The 20,904-nt window shown below is 39.9% G+C and carries 20 protein-coding genes; 9 read left to right on the top strand and 11 right to left on the bottom strand.

Annotation, left to right across the window (positions count from 1 at the left end; translation table 11 throughout):
- Positions 1 to 26 precede the first annotated feature (26 nt).
- Positions 27 to 953, bottom strand: a complete 927-nt coding sequence (locus tag B4Z90_RS05340) for a polysaccharide deacetylase family protein (RefSeq protein WP_070569659.1) — start codon at positions 951 to 953, stop codon at positions 27 to 29.
- Between the two features lie 268 nt (positions 954 to 1,221).
- Positions 1,222 to 1,785, bottom strand: a complete 564-nt coding sequence (locus B4Z90_RS05335; protein WP_115048048.1) for a hypothetical protein — start codon at positions 1,783 to 1,785, stop codon at positions 1,222 to 1,224.
- 209 nt (positions 1,786 to 1,994) lie between these two features.
- Here B4Z90_RS05335 and B4Z90_RS05330 point away from each other — a divergent pair, with 209 nt between their 5' ends.
- Complete coding sequence (locus B4Z90_RS05330; RefSeq protein WP_070569655.1) at positions 1,995 to 2,570, top strand: NADPH-dependent FMN reductase; 576 nt, start codon at positions 1,995 to 1,997, stop codon at positions 2,568 to 2,570.
- A gap of 33 nt (positions 2,571 to 2,603) precedes the next feature.
- On the opposite strand, the gene B4Z90_RS05325 is transcribed toward B4Z90_RS05330, so the two are convergent.
- A complete protein-coding gene (locus B4Z90_RS05325) occupies positions 2,604 to 3,470 on the bottom strand; it encodes an aminotransferase class IV (RefSeq protein WP_046675801.1) in 867 nt (288 codons plus the stop codon).
- 19 nt (positions 3,471 to 3,489) lie between these two features.
- Positions 3,490 to 4,536: an RluA family pseudouridine synthase gene (locus B4Z90_RS05320; RefSeq protein WP_046675800.1), complete on the bottom strand. Its 1,047-nt coding sequence runs from the start codon at positions 4,534 to 4,536 to the stop codon at positions 3,490 to 3,492.
- Positions 4,537 to 4,554: 18 nt separating this feature from the next.
- Between B4Z90_RS05320 and B4Z90_RS05315 the strand changes: the two genes are divergently transcribed.
- From B4Z90_RS05315 to B4Z90_RS05285, 7 genes are all read left to right on the top strand, one after another.
- Entirely contained in the window at positions 4,555 to 5,502 is a 948-nt protein-coding gene (locus B4Z90_RS05315; RefSeq protein ID WP_053003927.1) for a 1-aminocyclopropane-1-carboxylate deaminase/D-cysteine desulfhydrase, read from the top strand.
- 188 nt (positions 5,503 to 5,690) lie between these two features.
- Positions 5,691 to 6,254, top strand: a complete 564-nt coding sequence (locus tag B4Z90_RS05310) for an NADPH-dependent FMN reductase (RefSeq protein WP_046675799.1) — start codon at positions 5,691 to 5,693, stop codon at positions 6,252 to 6,254.
- A 78-nt stretch (positions 6,255 to 6,332) separates the two neighbouring features.
- Positions 6,333 to 6,911 carry a DJ-1/PfpI family protein gene (locus tag B4Z90_RS05305; protein WP_070569652.1) on the top strand — a complete coding sequence of 193 codons (579 nt, stop codon included), beginning with the start codon at positions 6,333 to 6,335 and terminating at the stop codon, positions 6,909 to 6,911.
- Positions 6,912 to 6,921: 10 nt separating this feature from the next.
- Positions 6,922 to 7,299, top strand: coding sequence for a hypothetical protein (locus B4Z90_RS05300; RefSeq protein WP_070569650.1), 378 nt, complete (start codon positions 6,922 to 6,924; stop codon positions 7,297 to 7,299).
- 245 nt (positions 7,300 to 7,544) lie between these two features.
- Positions 7,545 to 9,614: a polyphosphate kinase 1 gene (ppk1, locus tag B4Z90_RS05295; RefSeq protein ID WP_046675796.1), complete on the top strand. Its 2,070-nt coding sequence runs from the start codon at positions 7,545 to 7,547 to the stop codon at positions 9,612 to 9,614.
- 124 nt (positions 9,615 to 9,738) lie between these two features.
- Positions 9,739 to 10,419: a M15 family metallopeptidase gene (locus B4Z90_RS05290; RefSeq protein ID WP_201303506.1), complete on the top strand. Its 681-nt coding sequence runs from the start codon at positions 9,739 to 9,741 to the stop codon at positions 10,417 to 10,419.
- A 2-nt stretch (positions 10,420 to 10,421) separates the two neighbouring features.
- Complete coding sequence (locus tag B4Z90_RS05285) at positions 10,422 to 11,312, top strand: helix-turn-helix domain-containing protein (protein ID WP_070569648.1); 891 nt, start codon at positions 10,422 to 10,424, stop codon at positions 11,310 to 11,312.
- On the opposite strand, the gene B4Z90_RS05280 is transcribed toward B4Z90_RS05285, so the two are convergent.
- From B4Z90_RS05280 to B4Z90_RS05255, 6 genes are all read right to left on the bottom strand, one after another.
- Positions 11,295 to 12,002 (bottom strand): HAD family hydrolase, encoded by a 708-nt coding sequence (locus tag B4Z90_RS05280; RefSeq protein WP_286801563.1) that lies wholly within the window; start codon positions 12,000 to 12,002, stop codon positions 11,295 to 11,297. The two genes, B4Z90_RS05285 and B4Z90_RS05280, sit on opposite strands and share 18 nt — an antisense overlap.
- Before the next feature lies 1 nt (position 12,003).
- Entirely contained in the window at positions 12,004 to 12,993 is a 990-nt protein-coding gene (locus B4Z90_RS05275; protein ID WP_070569644.1) for a lysylphosphatidylglycerol synthase transmembrane domain-containing protein, read from the bottom strand.
- Complete coding sequence (locus tag B4Z90_RS05270; protein ID WP_070569641.1) at positions 12,986 to 13,936, bottom strand: CDP-alcohol phosphatidyltransferase family protein; 951 nt, start codon at positions 13,934 to 13,936, stop codon at positions 12,986 to 12,988. Before B4Z90_RS05270 ends, B4Z90_RS05275 begins: the two co-directional genes overlap by 8 nt.
- Positions 13,917 to 14,801 (bottom strand): hypothetical protein, encoded by an 885-nt coding sequence (locus B4Z90_RS05265; RefSeq protein ID WP_231585333.1) that lies wholly within the window; start codon positions 14,799 to 14,801, stop codon positions 13,917 to 13,919. The genes B4Z90_RS05270 and B4Z90_RS05265 overlap by 20 nt, the downstream gene beginning before the upstream one ends.
- A gap of 13 nt (positions 14,802 to 14,814) precedes the next feature.
- Positions 14,815 to 15,540, bottom strand: a complete 726-nt coding sequence (locus tag B4Z90_RS05260; protein ID WP_236560164.1) for a nucleotidyltransferase family protein — start codon at positions 15,538 to 15,540, stop codon at positions 14,815 to 14,817.
- Between the two features lie 167 nt (positions 15,541 to 15,707).
- Entirely contained in the window at positions 15,708 to 17,036 is a 1,329-nt protein-coding gene (locus B4Z90_RS05255; RefSeq protein WP_070569637.1) for an inositol-3-phosphate synthase, read from the bottom strand.
- Positions 17,037 to 17,673: 637 nt separating this feature from the next.
- Between B4Z90_RS05255 and B4Z90_RS05250 the strand changes: the two genes are divergently transcribed.
- Positions 17,674 to 19,533: a CocE/NonD family hydrolase gene (locus tag B4Z90_RS05250; protein ID WP_070569635.1), complete on the top strand. Its 1,860-nt coding sequence runs from the start codon at positions 17,674 to 17,676 to the stop codon at positions 19,531 to 19,533.
- Between the two features lie 84 nt (positions 19,534 to 19,617).
- On the opposite strand, the gene B4Z90_RS05245 is transcribed toward B4Z90_RS05250, so the two are convergent.
- Positions 19,618 to 20,829 carry a CynX/NimT family MFS transporter gene (locus tag B4Z90_RS05245; protein WP_201303505.1) on the bottom strand — a complete coding sequence of 404 codons (1,212 nt, stop codon included), beginning with the start codon at positions 20,827 to 20,829 and terminating at the stop codon, positions 19,618 to 19,620.
- Between the last annotated feature and the right edge of the window lie 75 nt (positions 20,830 to 20,904).

Genomic DNA, 20,904 nt, shown 5'->3' with positions numbered 1-20,904 from the left:
ATTATTTAAATAGATACTAGTTGCCACTATTGCGGATAATTCCGCACAAATTCGAAACGATAGTTTGGATGTTGTTTGAGACTATCGATCAAGTCCGATAATAGCCGCTGCCCTTTTTTCGTTTGGTACATATTGTCATGTGTCAAGAGCACAACATTGTTCTTTGTATAAGACGTACCTTTGCGGAGTAAATTCTTCATTTGGGTATACAATTGATTCACCGATAGGTCCGGTTTCCCTGTAACACCATTAATCTTCCACTCACAATCCCAACCAATTACTTTATAACCATTTTGGTGTAGTAGCTCGGCCGTCGAAGCCCCACTTTTCAAATCAACCTTTTTGCGGTCTCCGATATACCAGATATTTCGTCCCGGCAGCCGCACTATCTTATGTGTTAAGCCCAGCGATTGCTCAGCAAGTTCAAAATCTTCAAAGGCCGTCTGCGCATTCGAATAGAACGTACTGTACTTATTATGTGCATGCCAGTAACTGTGGTTGTAACAATCTACTAATGGATTATTTTTATAACGTTCTGTAAAGCCGTGTAACTTCTTACTCATCTTGTCATGATTACCAATCAGAAAAGCATTGATTTTAATGCCTTTTGCTGTCGCAATGGAATCAAGGTGCTGACTTCCATTTAAGGGTCCATCGTCAAAAGTGAGATAAATGTATCGTGGAGAAACAGTATCAGTCAACAATACCGTTGTATCTTTAGCTCCTTTGTAGTCCACATCTTCTTCCATTTTTGTAATGGTGTCTTTCCGTAGCGAATCTACTTTACTTATTGAATCCTGCACGGCAAGTAAACTATCCTTTTTTGGTGGCATAGAGTCAACAGCCCCCACATTTTGCACCTTATTTGTCCCACTTTGATTGCAGGAGTAAAATCCCAAAATAGATATACTTAACCCTACCCATACAACACCCGAATTAACTACTTTTCTCATTACAAAAATTAACTTACCATCACAATTATTTCACAAATACTCAAAATCATCTAAAATAAGCTGATTTCAGTCCCGTGTTGCGCAAAATTAATATATTTTTCATTAATAAAGCTGTTATGTTATTTAATTTATTGTGCATGGCACTCAAAGCGTCATGATTTCGCATGCCTCCAGCGCTACGAAAGCAGACCAGCTGTTATTTCCGGCCAAAAAAAAGGAACCTATGTTGATATAGATTCCTTTTTTATTCTGTTATTCAGCTACTCAATTAATCCCGATGTCTTCCGCCATGACCGTTACCTCGCCCGTGTCCATGTCCCTGATCATTGCCACGCCCGTGACCACCTTCGCGACCTCGTCCATAACCGCGGTCGTTTCCTCTATCGTATCCCCGACGCTCACCCCATGAATGTTCGCGGCTTACCCGACGCTCGCTTGCAAATGAATATCCACCACCATGATGACTGTCTCGAATGGCGACCTGCCTTCCCCGATAACCGCCATAACGGCTTCTGTAGCGATCGTGATGATGCCAAGGTGTGCGATCGTTGATTACTACTTTATGCACCCGATAAAAATCGTAATGTCTATATCGTCTCGGTAAACTTGCTCTTCTTATCCAGCCGCCGTTATCATAATAAACGTAACATCTCGCGGGTACATCGTAATACATATTGTATTCTGGCATATAATAATAACGCGCGTAATCATAACCCGCTGGCCCCCAACTAGGCTGACTTCCAATATTGACACTGATACTCACTTGCGCCTGTGCGGCTCCCGCCGTAAAAAGGCCTGCAATGATCGCCGCCGCATAAAACAATTTTTTCATAAGTAGCTCCTCCCTTAGTTTGTAATTTCTTCTTTACAATACGACAACAAACAGTATGCAAAAGATTAATGTTCAAATGTTAATTTTTGTTAACGCAACAATAAAAACCTCATTTTGAACAGGTTGAAAATAGTGTAATTCACAAAATACCCCAAACCTTTTTGAAGGATCCGTTGTTCAGATTGATAGGACTTTAATGAATAATTACCATGAGTATATATAACGTAGGCATATTTGTCGGCAGCTTGAGAAAGGAATCTTTCAATAAAAAGATCGCACAGTTTATCCTCGACCAGGAGGAATCGAAATTTAGCTATCGCATGATTGATATCGGCGATCTCCCCTTATATAATCAGGATTTTGACGATGCTGGTAACCCACCGGCTAGCTATACCCGTTTCCGTCAAGAGGTCGCGTCCTTGGATGCTGTGCTTTTTGTTACCGCAGAGTATAACCGTTCGATTCCGGCGGTATTAAAGAATGCGATTGACGTGGGTTCGAGACCCTATGGAAAAAATAAATGGGATGGTAAACCTGGCGCAATAATTTCCTCATCAACGGGAGTTTATGGGGGCTTTGGGGCCAACCATCATTTGCGTCAATCACTTGTCTTCGTCAATATCCCAACGATGCAGCAACCTGAAGCTTATCTGGGCGATATCGGCAGCTGTATCGGTCCAAGTGGAACAGTGGAATTAGCAAAAACCAAAGATTTTCTCCGCAGCTTTAAAACAGCATTTGAGCAATGGGCTGAGCGAATCATTCATACAAAAAGGCAGAATTAAGTTCTGCCCTTTTGTATGAATGATCAAATTAAACTAGTCTTGTTCATCACTGAGGTCATAGTTCCAATGCTGTAATTTTTCCTGTAAGATCCGCGATATCTTATTGAAATAGCGCTTTTGCTTATAGCCCATTACCCATTGTACCCCCTGTACAGCATTGGTACAGAAAATCTCATCTGCCCGTTTCATGATTTCGGGGCTTATCTGTGCTTCCACCACTTCTATACCTTCATCCTGTGCCATGTCCATGACTACCCGACGCATCACCCCTTCAATACATCCTTCGGATAATGCTGGTGTATAAAGCACCTTTTCATAATAGACAAAGATATTTGAAATTAAGGATTCACATAGGTAACCTTCCTGATTTAGAATTAACACATCATCAAAAGCCATTTTCTTTTTATAGATGCCAGCTAACACATAAATCTGCGCATTTAAAGATTTAATCTTTGAAAGATCGCTATAAGGTTTTTTGAATTCATTGTACAGCCCTACAATCAAACCGACCTTCTTATCGCGAAGATTAGGTTCTATGCGCTGCACCTGCAAAACAAAACCAGGTTTATTACTCGTCGGACTATACAATCCGCCACCAGATCTAAATACGATCAACCGGATACGAACCTGCTGTCCCAACATATTGTTTTTACGGATTAATTCTTCGGATCTCGAACGAATAAAAAATGCATCGAAAAGGTTTGCATCATCCAAATGAATCAACTCCATTCCTTTTTGTAAACGCTCGACATGAAAATTTAGAAAGCGGATATCACCATCCTTATACAACATCGTTTCGAACAGTCCGTCCCCATAACGAAAACCTCTATTCTCAATGCTAAATATTTCCTGATCTTCCGGCACTACATTGCCATTGAAATTGATATAGTTTGTTGGCATCTTAATTTTGTTCTAAATTTTAATCATGTTCTATAGCCATTGAATTTGCCGCATATCCGCGCCACTTTTCTAAAGCTAAACGAAAATCTTCCGGATATGGTACCTCAAAATACATATTTTCTTTTGTAGAAGGATGAATAAATCCCAATACTTGAGCATGAAGTGCTTGTCGCGGCAGCAATGAAAAACAGTTATCCACAAACTGCTTGTACTTTGAAAACACGGTACCTTTTAAAATCTTATCGCCACCATACATGGCATCATTAAATAGCGGATGACCAATAGATTGCATATGCGTACGAATTTGATGTGTACGTCCCGTTTCTAATTGACATTCTATTAGGGTAACATAGCCCAGTCGCTCCAAAACTCGGTAATGTGTCACTGACCAACGCCCCTTGTCTTCACTATCATACATCGCCATGATACGTCTGTCTTTTAGATGACGTCCAATATAACCTGTGATTGTTCCGTCCTCTTTTAAATCTCCCCAAACTAATGCAATATATTTACGGGTAATGCTGTGATCGAAAAACTGCTTTGCCAAAAAGGCCATTGATTTTTCATTTTTAGCAATGACCAATAATCCGGAGGTGTCTTTATCGATTCGATGCACTAAACCCGGGCGATCGGAGTTTCCAGGTAGCTGTGGCAGCTGCTGTATATGATACGTTAATGCATTGACCAAGGTTCCTGTATAATTATTATATCCTGGATGCACGACCATTCCCGCCTCCTTATTCACGATCAACACATCGTCATCCTCGTATTTGATATCTAATGGAATGTTTTCAGGATAAACTTCGTTATCCCGTGGCGGATCAGGTAGCACCAATGTAATCACATCATCAGGTCTAACCTTATAGCTCGCCTTGATCTCCTTACCGTTAACCATGACAGAACCAGCTTCAATAGCATGCTGAATTTTGCTCCGCGTAGCATTTTCCACCCTGTTCATCAGATATTTATCAATGCGGAGTAATGCTTGCCCCTTATCCACCTCAATACGTAGATGCTCAAATAATTCCTGTTCTTCCTGATCTTGCGATCCAATTTGTTCTGTCATGCTACAAAAATAAACCAAATGAAACAATTTTCGTTAAATTTGTTTTCATTTAATGTTATGTTGCCGTTCAAAATCCATAGTCCCGAAACTGAATTGTGCCTTCCGGCCTGGGAGAAGAAGCATATTAAAGTAACGCTTAAGCGGGATGACCTCATACATCCGTTTATTTCGGGCAATAAGTGGCGAAAATTAAAATATAATCTGGAAGAAGCAGTGCAGCTAGGGAAAAGCCATCTGGTTACATTTGGCGGGGCATGGAGCAACCATCTTTTGGCTACTGCTTGCGCCGGCGCTACCTTCAAGTTTAAAACAACTGCTTTTGTTAGAGGTGAAGAAGGGGTTAACAACCCTGTTTTAACGATGTGTCGTCTTTTTGGGATGCAGCTTATTTACGTCGACCGCGAATCTTACCGAAATAAAGAAAATTTATACGAGCGTTATTTTGGTCAGGATCCGACGACATTCTATATACATGAAGGCGGTTACGGTATGCTCGGAGCGAAAGGTTGCGCCGAAATCGTTGACGAACTCCAACATGAATATCAGCATATTTTTACAGCCTGTGGTACAGGAACAACATTAGCGGGAATAGGCAATGCTGTCGAAAAACGAGATCTATTTACCCATGTACATGGCGTTCCTGTTTTAAAAAATGGTGGCTTTATTCAAACGGAAGTCGATCAACTTTACCCCAACATCCCCCCGCCTATTTTACACCTTGATTATCATTTTGGTGGTTATGCCAAATCCAACGCCGACTTGCTCGCCTTCGTTCAACATTTTATAGCATCCACAGGAATAATGATTGAACCTACTTATACCGGCAAATTGCTCTATGCCGTGGATGACCTGATCAAAAAGGACTACTTTACCCCCGCCGATCAGGTACTCGTAATACATACCGGCGGACTTACAGGTCTACTTGGCATGTACGAACGTTTTAATTTTCTTGATCTACATCAATAAATAAAGCAGAACACCCCACAGAGACATTTGATTGACATTTATTCAGCAATTATATTGTAAGTTTGACCCGATTTAAAAATAAATCAAATCGAAAACATGCGAAAACCATGATTTTCCAAAGGTAACAGCGAGGCCAGTATGGGGTATTTTTAACCCTATGCAGCACCTCATAAATTAATGATATAAAGATGAAAATATTAGCATTTGCAGGCACAAGCAACAAAAACTCAATCAACAAAACATTTGTCACAAGTACTTCAAAATACTACAAGGAAGCCGACGATACCATCGAATTGCTAGACTTAAACCATTTTGAAATGCCGATCTATTCTTACGACAAAGAAGTCGAGTTGGGCATTCCACAATTAGCGCATGACTTTGCAGCTAAAATGGATGCCGCAGATTTCCTGTTGATTTCTTTGGCCGAACATAATGGATCCTATACCACAGCTTACAAAAATATCGTTGACTGGGTTTCACGGATTCCTAACCGTAAATTATTCAACGGCAAACCTGTTTTCTTATTGGCTACTGCCCCTGGTCCAATGGGAGGTGCCACAGTTTTGAACACTGCTGTCAATCGAATCACTTGGGACGGTGCCGATATATTAGATTCCTTTTCTCTTCCCGAATTCCACAAAAACTTTGAAGAAGGTAAAGGTATTATCGACCCGACTTTAAGAAGTCAATTAGAAGCTAAAGTACGTAAAACAAAACGTGCACTTGCCGAAAAATTATCCGTTCAGGGTTAACAAAAGATTAACAAATAATCATTGTAAAAACCTCTTTTAATATGTAAATTGAAAACCTATTAAAAGAGGTTTTTTGATATGGCAAAAAAAATATTACTACTTGTAGGAGACTTTGTAGAAGACTACGAAGCAATGGTTCCATTTCAAGCAATGGGTTCTATAGGGATAACGGTAGATGCAATTGCTCCAGACCGCAAAAGCGGGGATGTAGTTCCCACAGCAGTACATGATTTCACTGGTGATCAGACCTACAAAGAATTGCGCGGGCATAATTTCGCAATCAATAAAGATTTCGACCAGGTAAATGTTGAAGACTATGACGGTCTATATATTGCTGGCGGACGATCGGCAGAATATATTCGACTCAACAAACGTGTTTTGGAGATTACGAAACACTTCTTTGAGCACAACAAACCTGTGGCGGCAATATGTCATGGTATCCAGGTGTTAACAGCTGCAAAAGTACTCGCAGGTCGTACATTGACAGCCTATGTTGCTGTAGGTCCAGACATTGAATTAGCAGGCGGCACATGGAAAAATATTCCTGCAGATCAAGCGGTCGTAGACGGAAATTTGGTCACCTCTCCTGCTTGGCCAGGACATCAGGCAATTTTAAAAGAGTTTTATAAGTTATTAGGTATTACTATTACAATTTAAGTGTTTTTTAATGAAGAAGAATAAAAGGTTATGGCTTTTGGTCATACCGATTTTAGTGCTGCTGGGTTTTATTTTAAAAGATAGCTTCAATCAGAAAAGTATTGAAGGTTTACCGGGAGGTTTTAAGGAAGTCGCTTTCGTCAGAAATGAACAAAATAAAGGCGGTATCATACGCATCTATGCCGTTACAGTAGGTGACCTGTTGAACGCAGATTATACAGGCTGTCTTGACTTGATGCCTGTCAATGATTACGGAAGCACAACAACGGTGTATTTCTTCGATCGAAGTGCACCTTATCCAACAAGCTTATCAATTGACACACCCCATTTTGACACGACGAAATACAAAGCTATTCAAATTTCCAAAAAGTACGGAAAGAAGAAATAGACGAAATCAAACATAATGACATGTCCCTCAAAGTCTGCTAGACTTTGGGGGATTTTTTTTTGCCACGCTATGCTCTACCTTGTAGCGGTTATTTCTAGGGAAGAAGAATGATGGCAAAAATGCACCTTAAAACGACGCTCGAAATACATCAACAAAAAATAACTTAATAATTCTTTAACACAAAAAAGTTCGATTATCCCCTGCAGAGCTATAGTTTTGCTTTTTAAATTTACGTATATTTAGCTATGGCGAAAAAATTTATTCCTAGAGACGTTAGTTGGTTGAGCTTTAATGGCAGAGTACTTCAGGAAGCTGCGGATGAGACTGTCCCTTTACCCTTAAGAATCAAATTTTTAGGTATATTTTCCAATAACCTCGATGAATTTTTCCGCGTGCGTGTTGCAGGTCTAAAACGGGCTATAGACCTCAAAGATAAAAGTGCCAATCAATCCTTCTATGAAGATCCTCAGCTTATCCTAGAAGAGCTCAATATCCGGGTCATCAAGCAGCAAAAGAAATTTGACAGTACCTGGAATCGTATCCAAAAAGATATGGCCAAACAAAATGTCTATATTAAGACCAGTGAGGAACTCAACCCCGAACAACAGAAGTTTGTGAGTGACTATTATCAGGATGACGTAGAATCGAACGTCATTCCGCTGATATTGGACGATGTGCGGCCTATGCCTTATATTCGGGATAAGAGCCTTTATTTGGGCATTGCTATGGGAAAACAGGAATGGCAGTACGAAACCAAATTTGCACTCATCGAAATCCCGACCAGTCAAAATGGACGCTTCGTCCAGTTGCCATCGCCAAAAGATGAAAAACACATCATACTTTTGGAGGATGTTATCAAGTTTAATCTTCCTCTGATATTCTCCTATTTCGGTTTTGATGTATTCAATGCACATGTATTTAAAGTCACAAAAGACGCCGAATTTGACATTGACAATGACATCAACACGACGCTGGTCGAAAAGATAAGCAAAGGGGTAAAAAACAGAAGAAAAGGTAAACCTACCCGATTTATTTTTGATCAAGAGATGGACCATAAATTGGTAGAATTCCTGATCAAGAAACTTAACCTTTCAAAAAAAGACAGCATCATTCCAGGACAAAAAATACACAACTTCAAACACTTCATGGATTTTCCCAATGTGTTTAAATCCTATAATCAGCCCTTGGAACGGACGTCCTTTCCACACCCCTATTTCAAGAACTACGAACGTGTAACGGATACTGTATTGAAAAAAGATGTGCTGCTCTCCTTCCCCTATCATGAGTTTAGACCGATCATTGATCTACTTCGTGAAGCAGCGATGGATCCAGATGTGAAAACCATCCAGATTACGGCATACCGCTTAGCCTCGAATTCAAAAATTGCAAATGCCCTGATTAACGCGGCCCGCAATGGAAAGGAAGTCACCGTGATGCTTGAACTTCGGGCAAGATTTGATGAAGAAAACAATTTGGACTGGAAAGAGAAACTTGAACTGGAAGGCATCAAGGTATTGACCGGTATCCCAAATAAAAAGGTCCATGCAAAACTATGCGTCATCAAAAAACGTATTGGAATGAAAACGATCCAGTATGGTTTTGTCAGCACAGGAAATATCAATGAAAAAACGGCTAAATTATACGGAGATTACTGCCTATTAACGAGTAATAGGGATGTTATTGCCGATATAAATAAGGTTTTCAATTACCTGAGACGTCCTAAGTCAAATCCGGCTGAAATTATCAAAAATTGCAAAAGTCTGTTGATATGCCCAACGGATATGCGCAGGGAACTTCTACACTACATCGATCAGGAGATTACCGAAGCCAAGGCTGGTCGAAAAGCATATATTATTGTCAAGGTAAACTCACTGAGCGATAAAGAAATGATTAAAAAGCTCTATGATGCCGCAACAGCTGGTGTCAAAATAGACCTTATCATCCGGGGAATCTACTGTGCAACAAATCAAAAAACCTTTAAATTGCAAATGAATGCCATTTCAATCGTCGATGAGTATTTGGAACATGCACGTGTGATGTATTTCTACAACGCTGGCCGAGAGCAGCTATTTATTTCCTCGGCAGATTGGATGACAAGAAACTTGGATCATCGCATCGAAGCAGCGGTCAAAATAACAAGTAAAAAAATCAAGGAAGATTTAAAAGAAATGCTTCAGATCCAGCTCAATGATAATGTCAAGGCCCGTATACTCAACAATTCACTGAGCAATCATTACGTTGAGAATAAAAAGGCGCCATGCCGTTCGCAGATTGAAATATACAATTATCTGAGAAAAAAATTAGCGGATCATTAGTGGGCTGTTGATCAATACGAGCACAAATTGGTCAATAAGCTGAATTCAAGATCATTCTTGTCATTACGAACGAGAATAACGTTTTATATTATATTAATTAAGACACAAGTTGTATCTTCATTCCATGAAATTTAACTTGTGTCTTATATTTGCCTTAAGCCTTTCCACGCTTTCTCTCAGTGCGCAGGAAAAGACCATGCCTTCAGATTTTGTATACGTCAAGGACATTATTCCAACAATAAGTTTAGAAATGCGTTATTTTGGTAGCCACAACTTCACCGGAAGGCCAATTCAAGGTTATGAAAAACCAGTCGCTATTTTAACGAAGCGCGCAGCGCTAGCACTGCAACAGGTCGAGAACCATTTAAATAAAAAAGGTCTTGGCCTGAAAATATTCGATGCCTACCGTCCGCAACGTGCTGTTGACAACTTTAAAACATGGTCCTTAAACACCAATGATACTATCGCAAAAAGGGAATTCTACCCGCTTATCAATAAGAAGAACTTGTTCAATCTAGGCTTTATTGCCTCCAAATCAGGCCACAGCCGTGGCAGTACAGTCGATCTAACGCTCATTAGCTTAAAAGATCATAAGGAGATTGATATGGGTGGACCTTTTGATTTTTTCGGCGCAGTCTCCCATCATCACTATGCGCATCTGACCGTCCAACAGAAAGAAAACCGGAAGATTTTAAAAGAAGCGATGGCTAAATTTGGCTTCAAAGCTTATGATAAGGAATGGTGGCATTACACTTTGCAAGATGAACCCTATCGTAAAACCTATTTTGATTTTATCGTAAAATAAACATGTCTGTAAAGGAAACTCCCATCAAAAACAAGGGTTTTTATGTCTTTCATTTTAAGGGCAACAAATCGAAACCTGTCTTTAGTTCCGAGCAGCAGCAGATTTTAACAAAAGGTGACCTCTATTCGCTCTGTTTAATAAAAAAAGGTGAGACTTCCTTCATGATTAATAATGAACGGGTACAAGTTGCGCAAAATCACCTATTGTTAACCAATCCATCCTCCCGAGTGAATGGCTCTTCGGTCGTCAAATCTTGGGATTGTGAGGTATATTTGATTTTCTTTACGCTGGATTTTAGCTTCAAACTGGATTTTCAAGAAGATTTCTTCGAGGTCACCAAAAAATCTCTTGCCTTAAGTGACAGTTACATCTGGTCGCTATCGAACCAAGATTCGATCAACTTATCTAACTTATTTAAACAGTTTATTCATTACGACCGACAAGACTCTAGCTACCTTTTCAAACATCAGATTATTAAGTCATTAACAGAAATATTATTTTGTGAAATAGCCCGTCTAGGAAGCCAAAATATGCGAAATACACCCGCTATTCCCTCCCGGAAAAGAGAGATTCTGGCCAATTTCCATTTGCTATTAAAAAAGTCGTTTCATAAAGAACACATGGTGCAATTTTATGCGATGGAACTCGGCATCACAGCGAAACATCTATCCGTAATTACCAAGGAACTAACTGGAAAATCAGCAATAGAACTTATTCAGAACGTTTTAGTGGAGGAAGCAAAATCATTACTTTGCCAGGGGCTTCCCATCGGAGAAATTGCAGTGAAATTACATTTCTCGGATCAATCTTTTTTTGGTAAATTCTTTAAGCGAAATGTTGGAATCTCGCCTAAAGAATTTCGTCAGAATCTCTACTTAAACAAAGTCGATTAAATCGAAGATGCTTGTAAATTGCTGGTCTGCAGCTCCAGTATCCTGCAATTTATCCTCGCCCCAAGTCTGCCCTTTCAACCATAAGGTTTGGCAGCCAACCGCTTTGGCAGGTACCATATCTTTACTATAGGAATCACCCACCACCAATACCTCTTGTGCAGGAAGTCCTATTTTAGTTACACCTAAGGCATAAATGGCAGGATCAGGTTTGCGCACACCGACGACAGCCGACTCCACAACTTCCTGAAAATAAAATAGAATCCCAAAATCATCAAGGACCGATTTTAAATTACCATAAAAATTGGAAACCATGACAATCGGATATTTTTCATGGAGTGAATTTAACAGTGGTTTTACCTCTTCAACCGTATTCTTCGCCAATGAATAACCGTCAAAGGCTATTCTATGCGCTAATGATCGGTCTAAGTCGTACCCTGCAGCAATAAGATAATCAAATTGCACATTGAGCTTTGCTTCAAGCACTTCCAAAAAATTAAACTGCGGTTTAATAATAGGTTGTAAAGCCATCTGACGTTCCGCGTAGGTATAGGCCTCCTGAAAAGCGTTCAAATTTACGGGAACCTGATATTTTTCATAACCCGACCAGATAACAGCTCCCCAGTGGCCGCCATTGGTGTCTAAGGTTCCACCATAATCAAAAATAATTCCTTTAATATTAAACTTATCCATGTTATTTCCTTTTTACTAAACTCATCCACCCCAAACCGATCATAATCCACACAATTTCCCTAATTCGTGTCACAACACCCATAAAAATACCGACTTTCGCAGGCAATCCTATACTCATTACGGCCATTGCCAATCCACCTTCCCGGGTTCCCAACTGCATTGGAAAGAAAAAAACAAGATTGGCAAATAGGGAAGATCCTGAGCTAATGATCATAGCATCAATAAAATCAATATTGATATCTAAAGCCAAACCAATAAAATAAATCTCAAAACAGCCTACAACGCGTGCTACAAATTCCCAAAAAAGCGCCGTATAGAAACGATCACGACGATTTTGAAAGAGGTTTTTCACCTGTTGATCGACGTCATTCAAAGTTTCATATTTCGTATCCAGTACATCACCCACTTTCTTGCCTACCAAAGGCAGTTTAGACAAGGCTTTCAATAGTGAAACGGTAATTCCCTTCTTATAAAATTTTGTAAATAGCCAAGTACAGATGATAGCCATTACAAAAATCGCAGCACAGGCCACATTGACCATCGTGCTAGCAGGCACAAACCAAAGAATTAGAAAAACAGAAGCGACCCAAAATAAAATATGCGATAGGATGTGCATGACACCGTATAACAGCACAGATGAACCTGCCTTCGAACCACCGACATAGTTTTTAAGCTCCATAATACGATAAGGCTCCCCTCCTAACGCAACAAATGGTGTTATATAATTGATGGCATACCCCGATATTGTCAATTGTAAGACCTTCCAAAAAGGGACGTTTGTCTGTGGCAATTCCGGTTCCTGAATAATTGCCTTAAATGCCATAGCATTCATCCAGTAGAGTACTGCCCAGCTACCAAGTACAGGCAGAAACCACCAGCCAATATTTTCAAGGTTGTTCCAAATCTCATCAATTCCCATTGCATGAATCATATAGGCCAGTGTACCTATACCGATCAGCATAAAGAGCACTTTATAGATTTTGCTACCCATAGGTTGGATCATTTGTTAATTTATCAACAAAATAGCCACTTACCTTTTCTTGTCGGTTACACATATATATCAATATCGGATTTAGGACAAACATGTCAAAGAAAAAGTAAATCCAAGGTTGGCCGATAAACAACCAAACAAATAGGAAAATCACCCTTGTATTGAACTGTACAATATTTGTATACTTCATCAATGGTTTATTTTGAGTTCTAAAGTCGACCATTAATTGTTTTGGCAATTCGTCTTTATAGCGACTTTTCACTAGGCGCAGTAGCTTTTGCAGTTTTGGCGAAAGCTTTTCCTGGTTTCGTGTATAGCCCATATAGCCATTTAACACAAATTTGCTGAAAAAATTCTTGCGCCAGGACAAGGCATCGTAGTCAACTTTCAAATCACGTGTATTGTCCAGCTCACTTCCAGCTTTACCTTTAATAAAATACAAATGCACGTTACGATAATAATCAGCCATTGCTGACTGAAGCATATGCGATACACCTGCAAGCACACAAAATACCCATAGCCATTGTGGCCACCCCTCGTTAATACTGCGTAAACAGATCGCAATATGAATAGAAGCAAACCAAAAATCGCCAGCAAAACCATCCAAGATACGACCAAAGCGACTTTTATTGTCCGTCATTCTGGCCAGCTGTCCATCGGCACTATCTAGAGAATTGGCAAAAACCAATAAAAGCATGCCGATCACATTAATCCATAACGCCGGGTAATAGAATAAAATACCCGCCGCAACGCCAAAGAAAATACTAATAATGGTTACAGCGTTGGGTGTAATACCAATTTTTGCACAGACTTGCGCAATGCGATAACCTATAGGTCGATAAAACCAAATATCAATTCGTTCCTCGGTATCATTAGATTTTAAAGATTGTTCGAATGCACTCAAATTATCTTCTTCGATTACATTAACTTGTTCTTTCTGCATTGTGGTTCTTTTCAGTAAATTTATGGTAAACCATTTGAGCAATGGCCTCTGCAGCCTCTGCCCGACAAGGCGCAAAACTTGGCCAGTCATTTAAGTCAATAATATGGAAGTCTCCATTTGCATCAATAATCACGTCGCCGCCGTAGATATGTACATCCAGGACTTCTGCCGCACGATTGGCGACTTCTTTTAGTTTGTCGAGATCAAAAGGAAAGTGTACGACCTCATCATTAATTTGTTCATACAAATCATATTTGTGATGATTGTGTTCATAGGGGTAAAAATAAAAAAAGAAATCCGTTCCCCGCACCGCATAAAATTTTAGTAGGTCTCCGGCAAGATGTTCAGAAATCACCGCCTCTTTAATCCCGCGGAGCGCATATTCATTCAAGATATGTTGCGCTTCTTTCAGACTAGCGGCAAAAGTAACATCTTCTTTATGAATGGCGTGAAAGTCGCCACGTTTGATCCACACACCCTTTCCTTTCAGTTTCTCAAAAATAGATTGAATATCGGCAACCGTAGAGATCACGATACTTTTCGGATAAGGAACTCCACCTTCCAAAAGCTTAAGGGTCATATTTTTCCGAAAGCAATTTTCAATTCCAAATCCAGAATTCAAAACATTGACCCCATTATTTTGAAGAGATTGCAACTTTTTCACTAAAGTCTTTGTTCTCCCCATAGTCAGAATATTATCCTGCTTCACGGATGCTGAAGACAAAAATTCATCCTCGTTACAAAGCTCTACCGAGGCACCTTTTTCAGTCAGTTTTAAAACTACTTCATTGAATATGGCGGCATCATTCCCCACATGGTTGGGTGAAAAGCGATTTTTTCGAGTTACGCCTAAAATAGAAATCATATCGCTCATTTTACTAACTAACCTCCTCACTCAAAAATTGTTCTGCGACAACACGATCTTTTAAATGATCAATATCGACCACCTTTTCAAATACAAATGCTTCTACTTGTAAATCGTTTTCCAATAGAGCACGCTGAAAATTACGCATTCTGGAATTACCTGCTTCGACGGAGCTCAACGCACAGTCCATCGCCGCCTGACGAAAGCAGTAAATTCCCCCAGAAACGTACTTCGTTTTGGCGGTTGCCGTATCCAAAAAAGCTTCCACCCGAAGCTGCGAATTGGTGTTCACATAGAGCGGACTCTCATCGTCAACAAAAGGAGTTACAGCCATAAAAGCATCGGCCTGTTGATGTTGCTGAAATGCTTCTAAATAGGCATGAAATTCATGTGGCCTAAAAACCGTATCTGTTGTGGTCAGACAACAGGACGACCAATCGGGGTTGTTTTTGACAAGCAAGGCAAAACTATGCAATGAACTTGCAGTATCTTCCTCTATAAGCACAATAGGTAATTCAAACGTCGTTTTTTCCAAAAACAATTTCAGCTCCGGAGATTGTTTATTGATAATAACATGAACTCGTTGCGCTCCTTCTTTAACAAACATGCGAATCAATCGTTCAATTAATGGAACTCCATGTAATGGTAGCAAGGGTTTCGGTAAATTGAACCCCTCTTTTCGCAATCGAGAACCTTCTCCCGCTGCTATAATTGCAAATTCCATTTCTTCTAATTGCAAAATAAAATCATTTATAAAAAAGCAAAACCCCCGTCACTATCTCAGCGTTCGTAAGCGCAAAAGTCTACAGAGGGTTATATCACAAATCTTCAATACCGTAAAGATGTTGAAGAAAAAGGGGAAAAACTGTTTTTAGACAATTGTTTCCCCGCTCTTATTAAGTTAGCTTATTGAATACTATCGACTAGCTCCTGGTAATAATCCAGTCCTAAATGTGTGATTAAATCTTCACCCATAATGTGACGCAATGTATTTTGCAATTTCATCAATTGTTTGAAGATATCGTGTTCAGGAGGCAATCCTGGAGCTGTTTGAGGCGACTTCAAGTAGAATGACAACCACTCTTGAATACCCGACATGCCTGCACGTTGCGCCAAGTCAATAAACAAAGCCAAATCCAAGGCAACCGGTGCTGCTAAAATTGAATCGCGGCATAAGAAATTGATTTTAATCTGCATTTTGTAGCCCAACCAACCGAAAATATCGATGTTGTCCCAAGATTCTTTATTATCACCGTGTGGAGGATAATAGTTGATACGTACTTTATGGTAAAGGTCACCGTATAACTCAGGGTTCTTTTTCGCATCTAGAATTTCTTCCAATACCGATAATTTAGACACTTCTTTTGTTTTGAAATTTTCAGGATCATCCAATACTAATCCGTCACGGTTACCTAAGATATTCGTCGAAAACCAACCTTCAACACCCAAAGCTCTCGCTTGAAGACCAGGTGCCACAATTGTTTTCATCAATGTTTGACCTGTTTTAAAATCTTTACCTGCAATTGCTACACCATTTTCATGCGCCAACTCAACAATCGCTGGAACGTCACATGTTAAATTTGGTGCACCATTGACATACGGAGCGCCCTCTTTCAATGCCGCATAACAATAGATCATACTCGGTGGAATACGTTGATCATCATTATCTAACGCTTCCTCTAATTTAGCTAAGGTTGAAAAAGCTTCGTTTGTCTCAATATAACGCTCAGTAGATCCACACCATACCAAGACAATACGGTCTAATCCGTTTTTCTCTTTGAATTCACGAATATCACGTTGTACAGCATCTGCCAATTCACGGCGAGTTTTTTCAGATTTGATGTGCGTTCCGTCCAAATTTTTCACAAAATTACGGTCAAACACAGCTTTCATCGGTTGGATAGCCTCCAATTCAGCCTTAACAGCATCCAATTGACCTTGCTCCAATACCTGTGCTTTTGATGCAGCCTCATATACGTTATCTTCGTATACGTCCCAGCCACCAAAAACAACATCTTCCAGTTTTGCTAAAGGGACGAAATCTTTAATTAATGGATTTCTGTTCTCAGTGCGTTTACCCAGACGGATTCTGCTCAATTGAGAAACAGATCCGATTGGTTTTGAAAAACCTTTGTTTATAGATGCCACACCAGCGATTAATGTTGTAGCCACAGCACCTAATCCCGGAATAAGAATACCCAATTTTCCATTGGCATCTTTCACTTGTTGTCCCATATTAATTCTATATACTTAAATTGTTATTTAATTGATGTATTATGATAAAATAATTCTTAAAATTAGCTTAAAAAAACATATTTCATACCACCCCGCACTTAATTTATAAAATCGTGACAAATAGCGATACGAAGCCTATTCGAAACCTTAAGAAATAATCCGAAAATGAATTATTATTTAGTATTCTACTAGTCCATCTAACTGGAATTTAACGTTTTTAGCTAAAGTTGTTAACCCAAAAAACAATTGTCCTTAATTTTACTCAATATATCAAGATTCGAAAACTAATCCAAATTCAATCCAAAAAAAGTTTTTCTTTCTTAAAAATTGGTCAATTTTTCTTTTTCTATTTCCCATAAATATGACAATAAAATTGGAAAATGGTTTTAGTAGCACTAACTTTAGCCTAAAATCTAAATACAGGCAATGAGTCTATCGTTCAATTTATAAACCAACAGCATTTGACCTGCGCATTGTTATTGGATAAATGCTCTGCCAATCGGTAGCGCGATGACAAATTTAACGGTATCCCCTATAGCCTAAGGTGCATAAGAGTATCCATAACATTGCAACGAACGAAACCAAGTGTAAAGTAGAGTTTTACACCAAAGAATGTACTGAACAAATAATTATCTGAATGAAAAATACAATTTCGTGCCTAACTTTGGCGCTTTTAAGCGCAAGCCAGTTACATGCTCAAACCGCTGCCGACTCGGCTTATGTTAGAGATCATTATGAAAAGACCGAAGTAGCAATCCCCATGCGAGATGGGAAAAAATTATTTACTGCGATCTACAGTCCAAAAGACAAATCGAAGAAATATCCAGTTTTGCTCAATAGAACGCCCTACACGGTTTCTCCTTATGGACAAAACGAATACAAAAAAAGCCTGGGCAACTTTCCGACGATGATGCGTGAAGGCTATATTTTCGTCTACCAAGATGTGCGGGGCAAGTGGATGAGCGAAGGTGAATTTGAAGATGTACGTCCGACCACCTACAGCAAAGACAAAAAAGCCATCGATGAAAGTACAGATACCTATGATGCGCTTGAATGGCTACAGAAAAATCTCAAAAACTATAATGGCAAAGCCGGACTCTATGGGATCTCCTATCCAGGCTTCTATTCTACCGTTGGATTGGTCAAAACGCACCCGAGCTTGAAAGCGGTCTCCCCACAAGCTCCGGTAACAGACTGGTATATCGGCGATGACTTCCACCATAATGGCGTACTGTTTCTTCAGGATGCATTCACCTTCATGTCAACCTTTGGTGTCCCGCGTCCAAAACCCATCACCCCAGATCAATTCAAGAGCAAAATTCAGATTAAAGAAGCCGATAAATACAACTTCTTTTTAGAAGCCGGAACAGCACGGGAACTGAAGGAAAAGTATTTTGGTGACTCCGTACAGTTTTGGAATGACCTGTTTAAACATCCCGACTATGATGATTTTTGGAAGTCGCGTGTGATCACCAATTCTTTACAGGAGGTAAAACCAGCGGTGATGGTCGTCGGTGGTTTCTTTGACGCGGAAGATGCTTATGGAACATTTAAGACCTATCAATCGATTGAGGATAAAAGCAAAAAAAACAACTCGATTTTAGTCGCGGGACCTTGGTATCATGGCGGCTGGGTTCGTGCAGAGGGAAACTATTTAGGTGATATCCAATTTGAGAAAAAAACCAGCGTTACCTATCAGGAACAATTTGAACAGCCTTTTTTCAAATATTATCTAAAAGATGAAGGGAACTTCGCACCATCGGAAGCGAACATTTTTGTCTCTGGAAGCAATGAATGGAAACATTTCGAACAATGGCCACCCAAAAATGTAGAAACAAAAAAACTATACTTCCAACCTCAGGGGAAACTTGGATTTGACAAAGTTCAACGTACAGATTCTTGGGATGAATATGTCACTGACCCCAATAAACCGGTTCCGCACCAGGGTGGGCTAATCCAAAACCGAACGCGAGAGTATATGGTAGATGATCAGCGTTTCGCCGCTAGTCGCCCTGATGTCATGGTTTATCAAACGGAACCGTTGACAGAAGACCTGACTATAGTTGGCCCCATCAAAAATTTCCTTAAGGTTTCTTCAACAGGTACAGATGCAGATTATGTTGTCAAACTGATTGATGTTTACCCGAACGATGCAGCAAGTTATCAAGGAAAAACAATGGCTGGATACCAGATGATGGTACGTGGTGAGATCATGGCCGGGAAATACCGAAATGGTTTTGAAAAAGCGCAGGCCCTGACTCCAGGAATGGTCGAAAAGGTGAATTTTGAAATGCCAGATGTTGCGCATACGTTCAAAAAAGGACATCGCATTATGGTTCAGGTACAAAACTCCTGGTTTCCGCTGGCAGAACGAAATCCACAGGTGTTTTTAGCGCCTTATACAGCTACCAAAGCTGACTTCCGTAAAGCCACACAACGTATTTTTCACGATGTGAACAATGCCACGTACATCGAATTTTCTGTCCTCAAAGATTAACAGTTAAATTTGAATAATAGCGTTTAAGAGCGAATTGAATAAGGCTACATCAGCTAAACAGCTGTGCCTGATGTAGCCTTATCTTTAATCTTCCGCTACATACTTATCTTCCCCGGCCTTCCATCCTGCAAACAATAAAAGTACGATACTGCCCGCTAAAAAATAGAAGGAGTAATTCCAGGTAGCATCTATTTCGTGCAGCTTACCGAATACCGGCGGGCCAAAAGCTGCAATCAGATAACCAACAGACTGGGCCATGCCCGATATTTTAATCGCATTCGCCGTTGACCTCGCCCGCAGGGTAAAGAAAAGAATAGACAAACTGAAAGAAAGTCCATTGGAAAGTCCCAACAATATGGCGGCAACATAAATTCCCTGAAGTTTGTAATGCCAAAATATAAAGATACTTCCAAACATGCCTATCGCAACAGCCGCTGCCATTAGACGCTGATCCTTCATCCGATGTGCCAAAATAGGCCCAATAAACATTATGGGAATCATGGCAATTTGGATCAAAAAAAGCAACCAGCCCGTATCCTCCGCTGGCATACCATAATCGACCAATACTTTAGGTAACCAAGAAATCAAACTGTAGTAAATTAAGGACTGAATACCCATAAATAAGCTGATATACCAAGCTAATCTTGACCTAAAGATATGTCCGATTCCACTTGTCGCCGGTCTATTTTCAGTGATACCCTGTGCTTTCTTTCGGCTTAAAGCATCAAAGGAAACAATGATAAGGGATAACAAGGCTAAAATCACCCAAACCCCCAAGGAACCCTGCCACCCGAGACCAGTCCATTCGCCCAATCGTAAACTAAACCCCGAAGCAAAAGCTGCGGTCAGATTCATTGCTACGGCAAAAATGCCTGTCATCAGTCCAATCTGCTTTGGAAAATTTGTTTTTATATAACCGGGCGTAACGACATTGCCCACACAGATCCCAAGTCCGATTAAAAAAGACCCCACAAACAGCGTTGGCATATTGCCCCAAATCCGAAGCACAATTCCTACACTCAACGCCATTAAACCGAGTAATAAAAAACGGTGCATGCCCAGTTTATGTGAATATCGGCTCACTGCTACAGAACAGCTCGCAAACATAAAAAGAGGTATTGCCGTCAATAGACTGCTTTGAAAACTATTTAATTGCAAATCTTCACTGATTTGCCCCAGTACAGGGCCAACGGCTGTGATTGGCGACCGCAGATTGGTTGAGACTAAAACAACAACCAATATGGGTAACCAGGTCCAAGAGACAGCTGCGGATATTTTTATATTTTCTTTCATCATAAAACCACACTATACATGTAAATTAAGCTATACACGTAATGAATGCTTGCAAAGGTATGTATGGAATTTTAATTA

This window comes from Sphingobacterium sp. UBA5639, assembly GCF_002421245.1.
Classification (GTDB): domain Bacteria; phylum Bacteroidota; class Bacteroidia; order Sphingobacteriales; family Sphingobacteriaceae; genus Sphingobacterium; species Sphingobacterium multivorum.
This window is presented reverse-complemented; position numbering and strand designations above follow the sequence as displayed.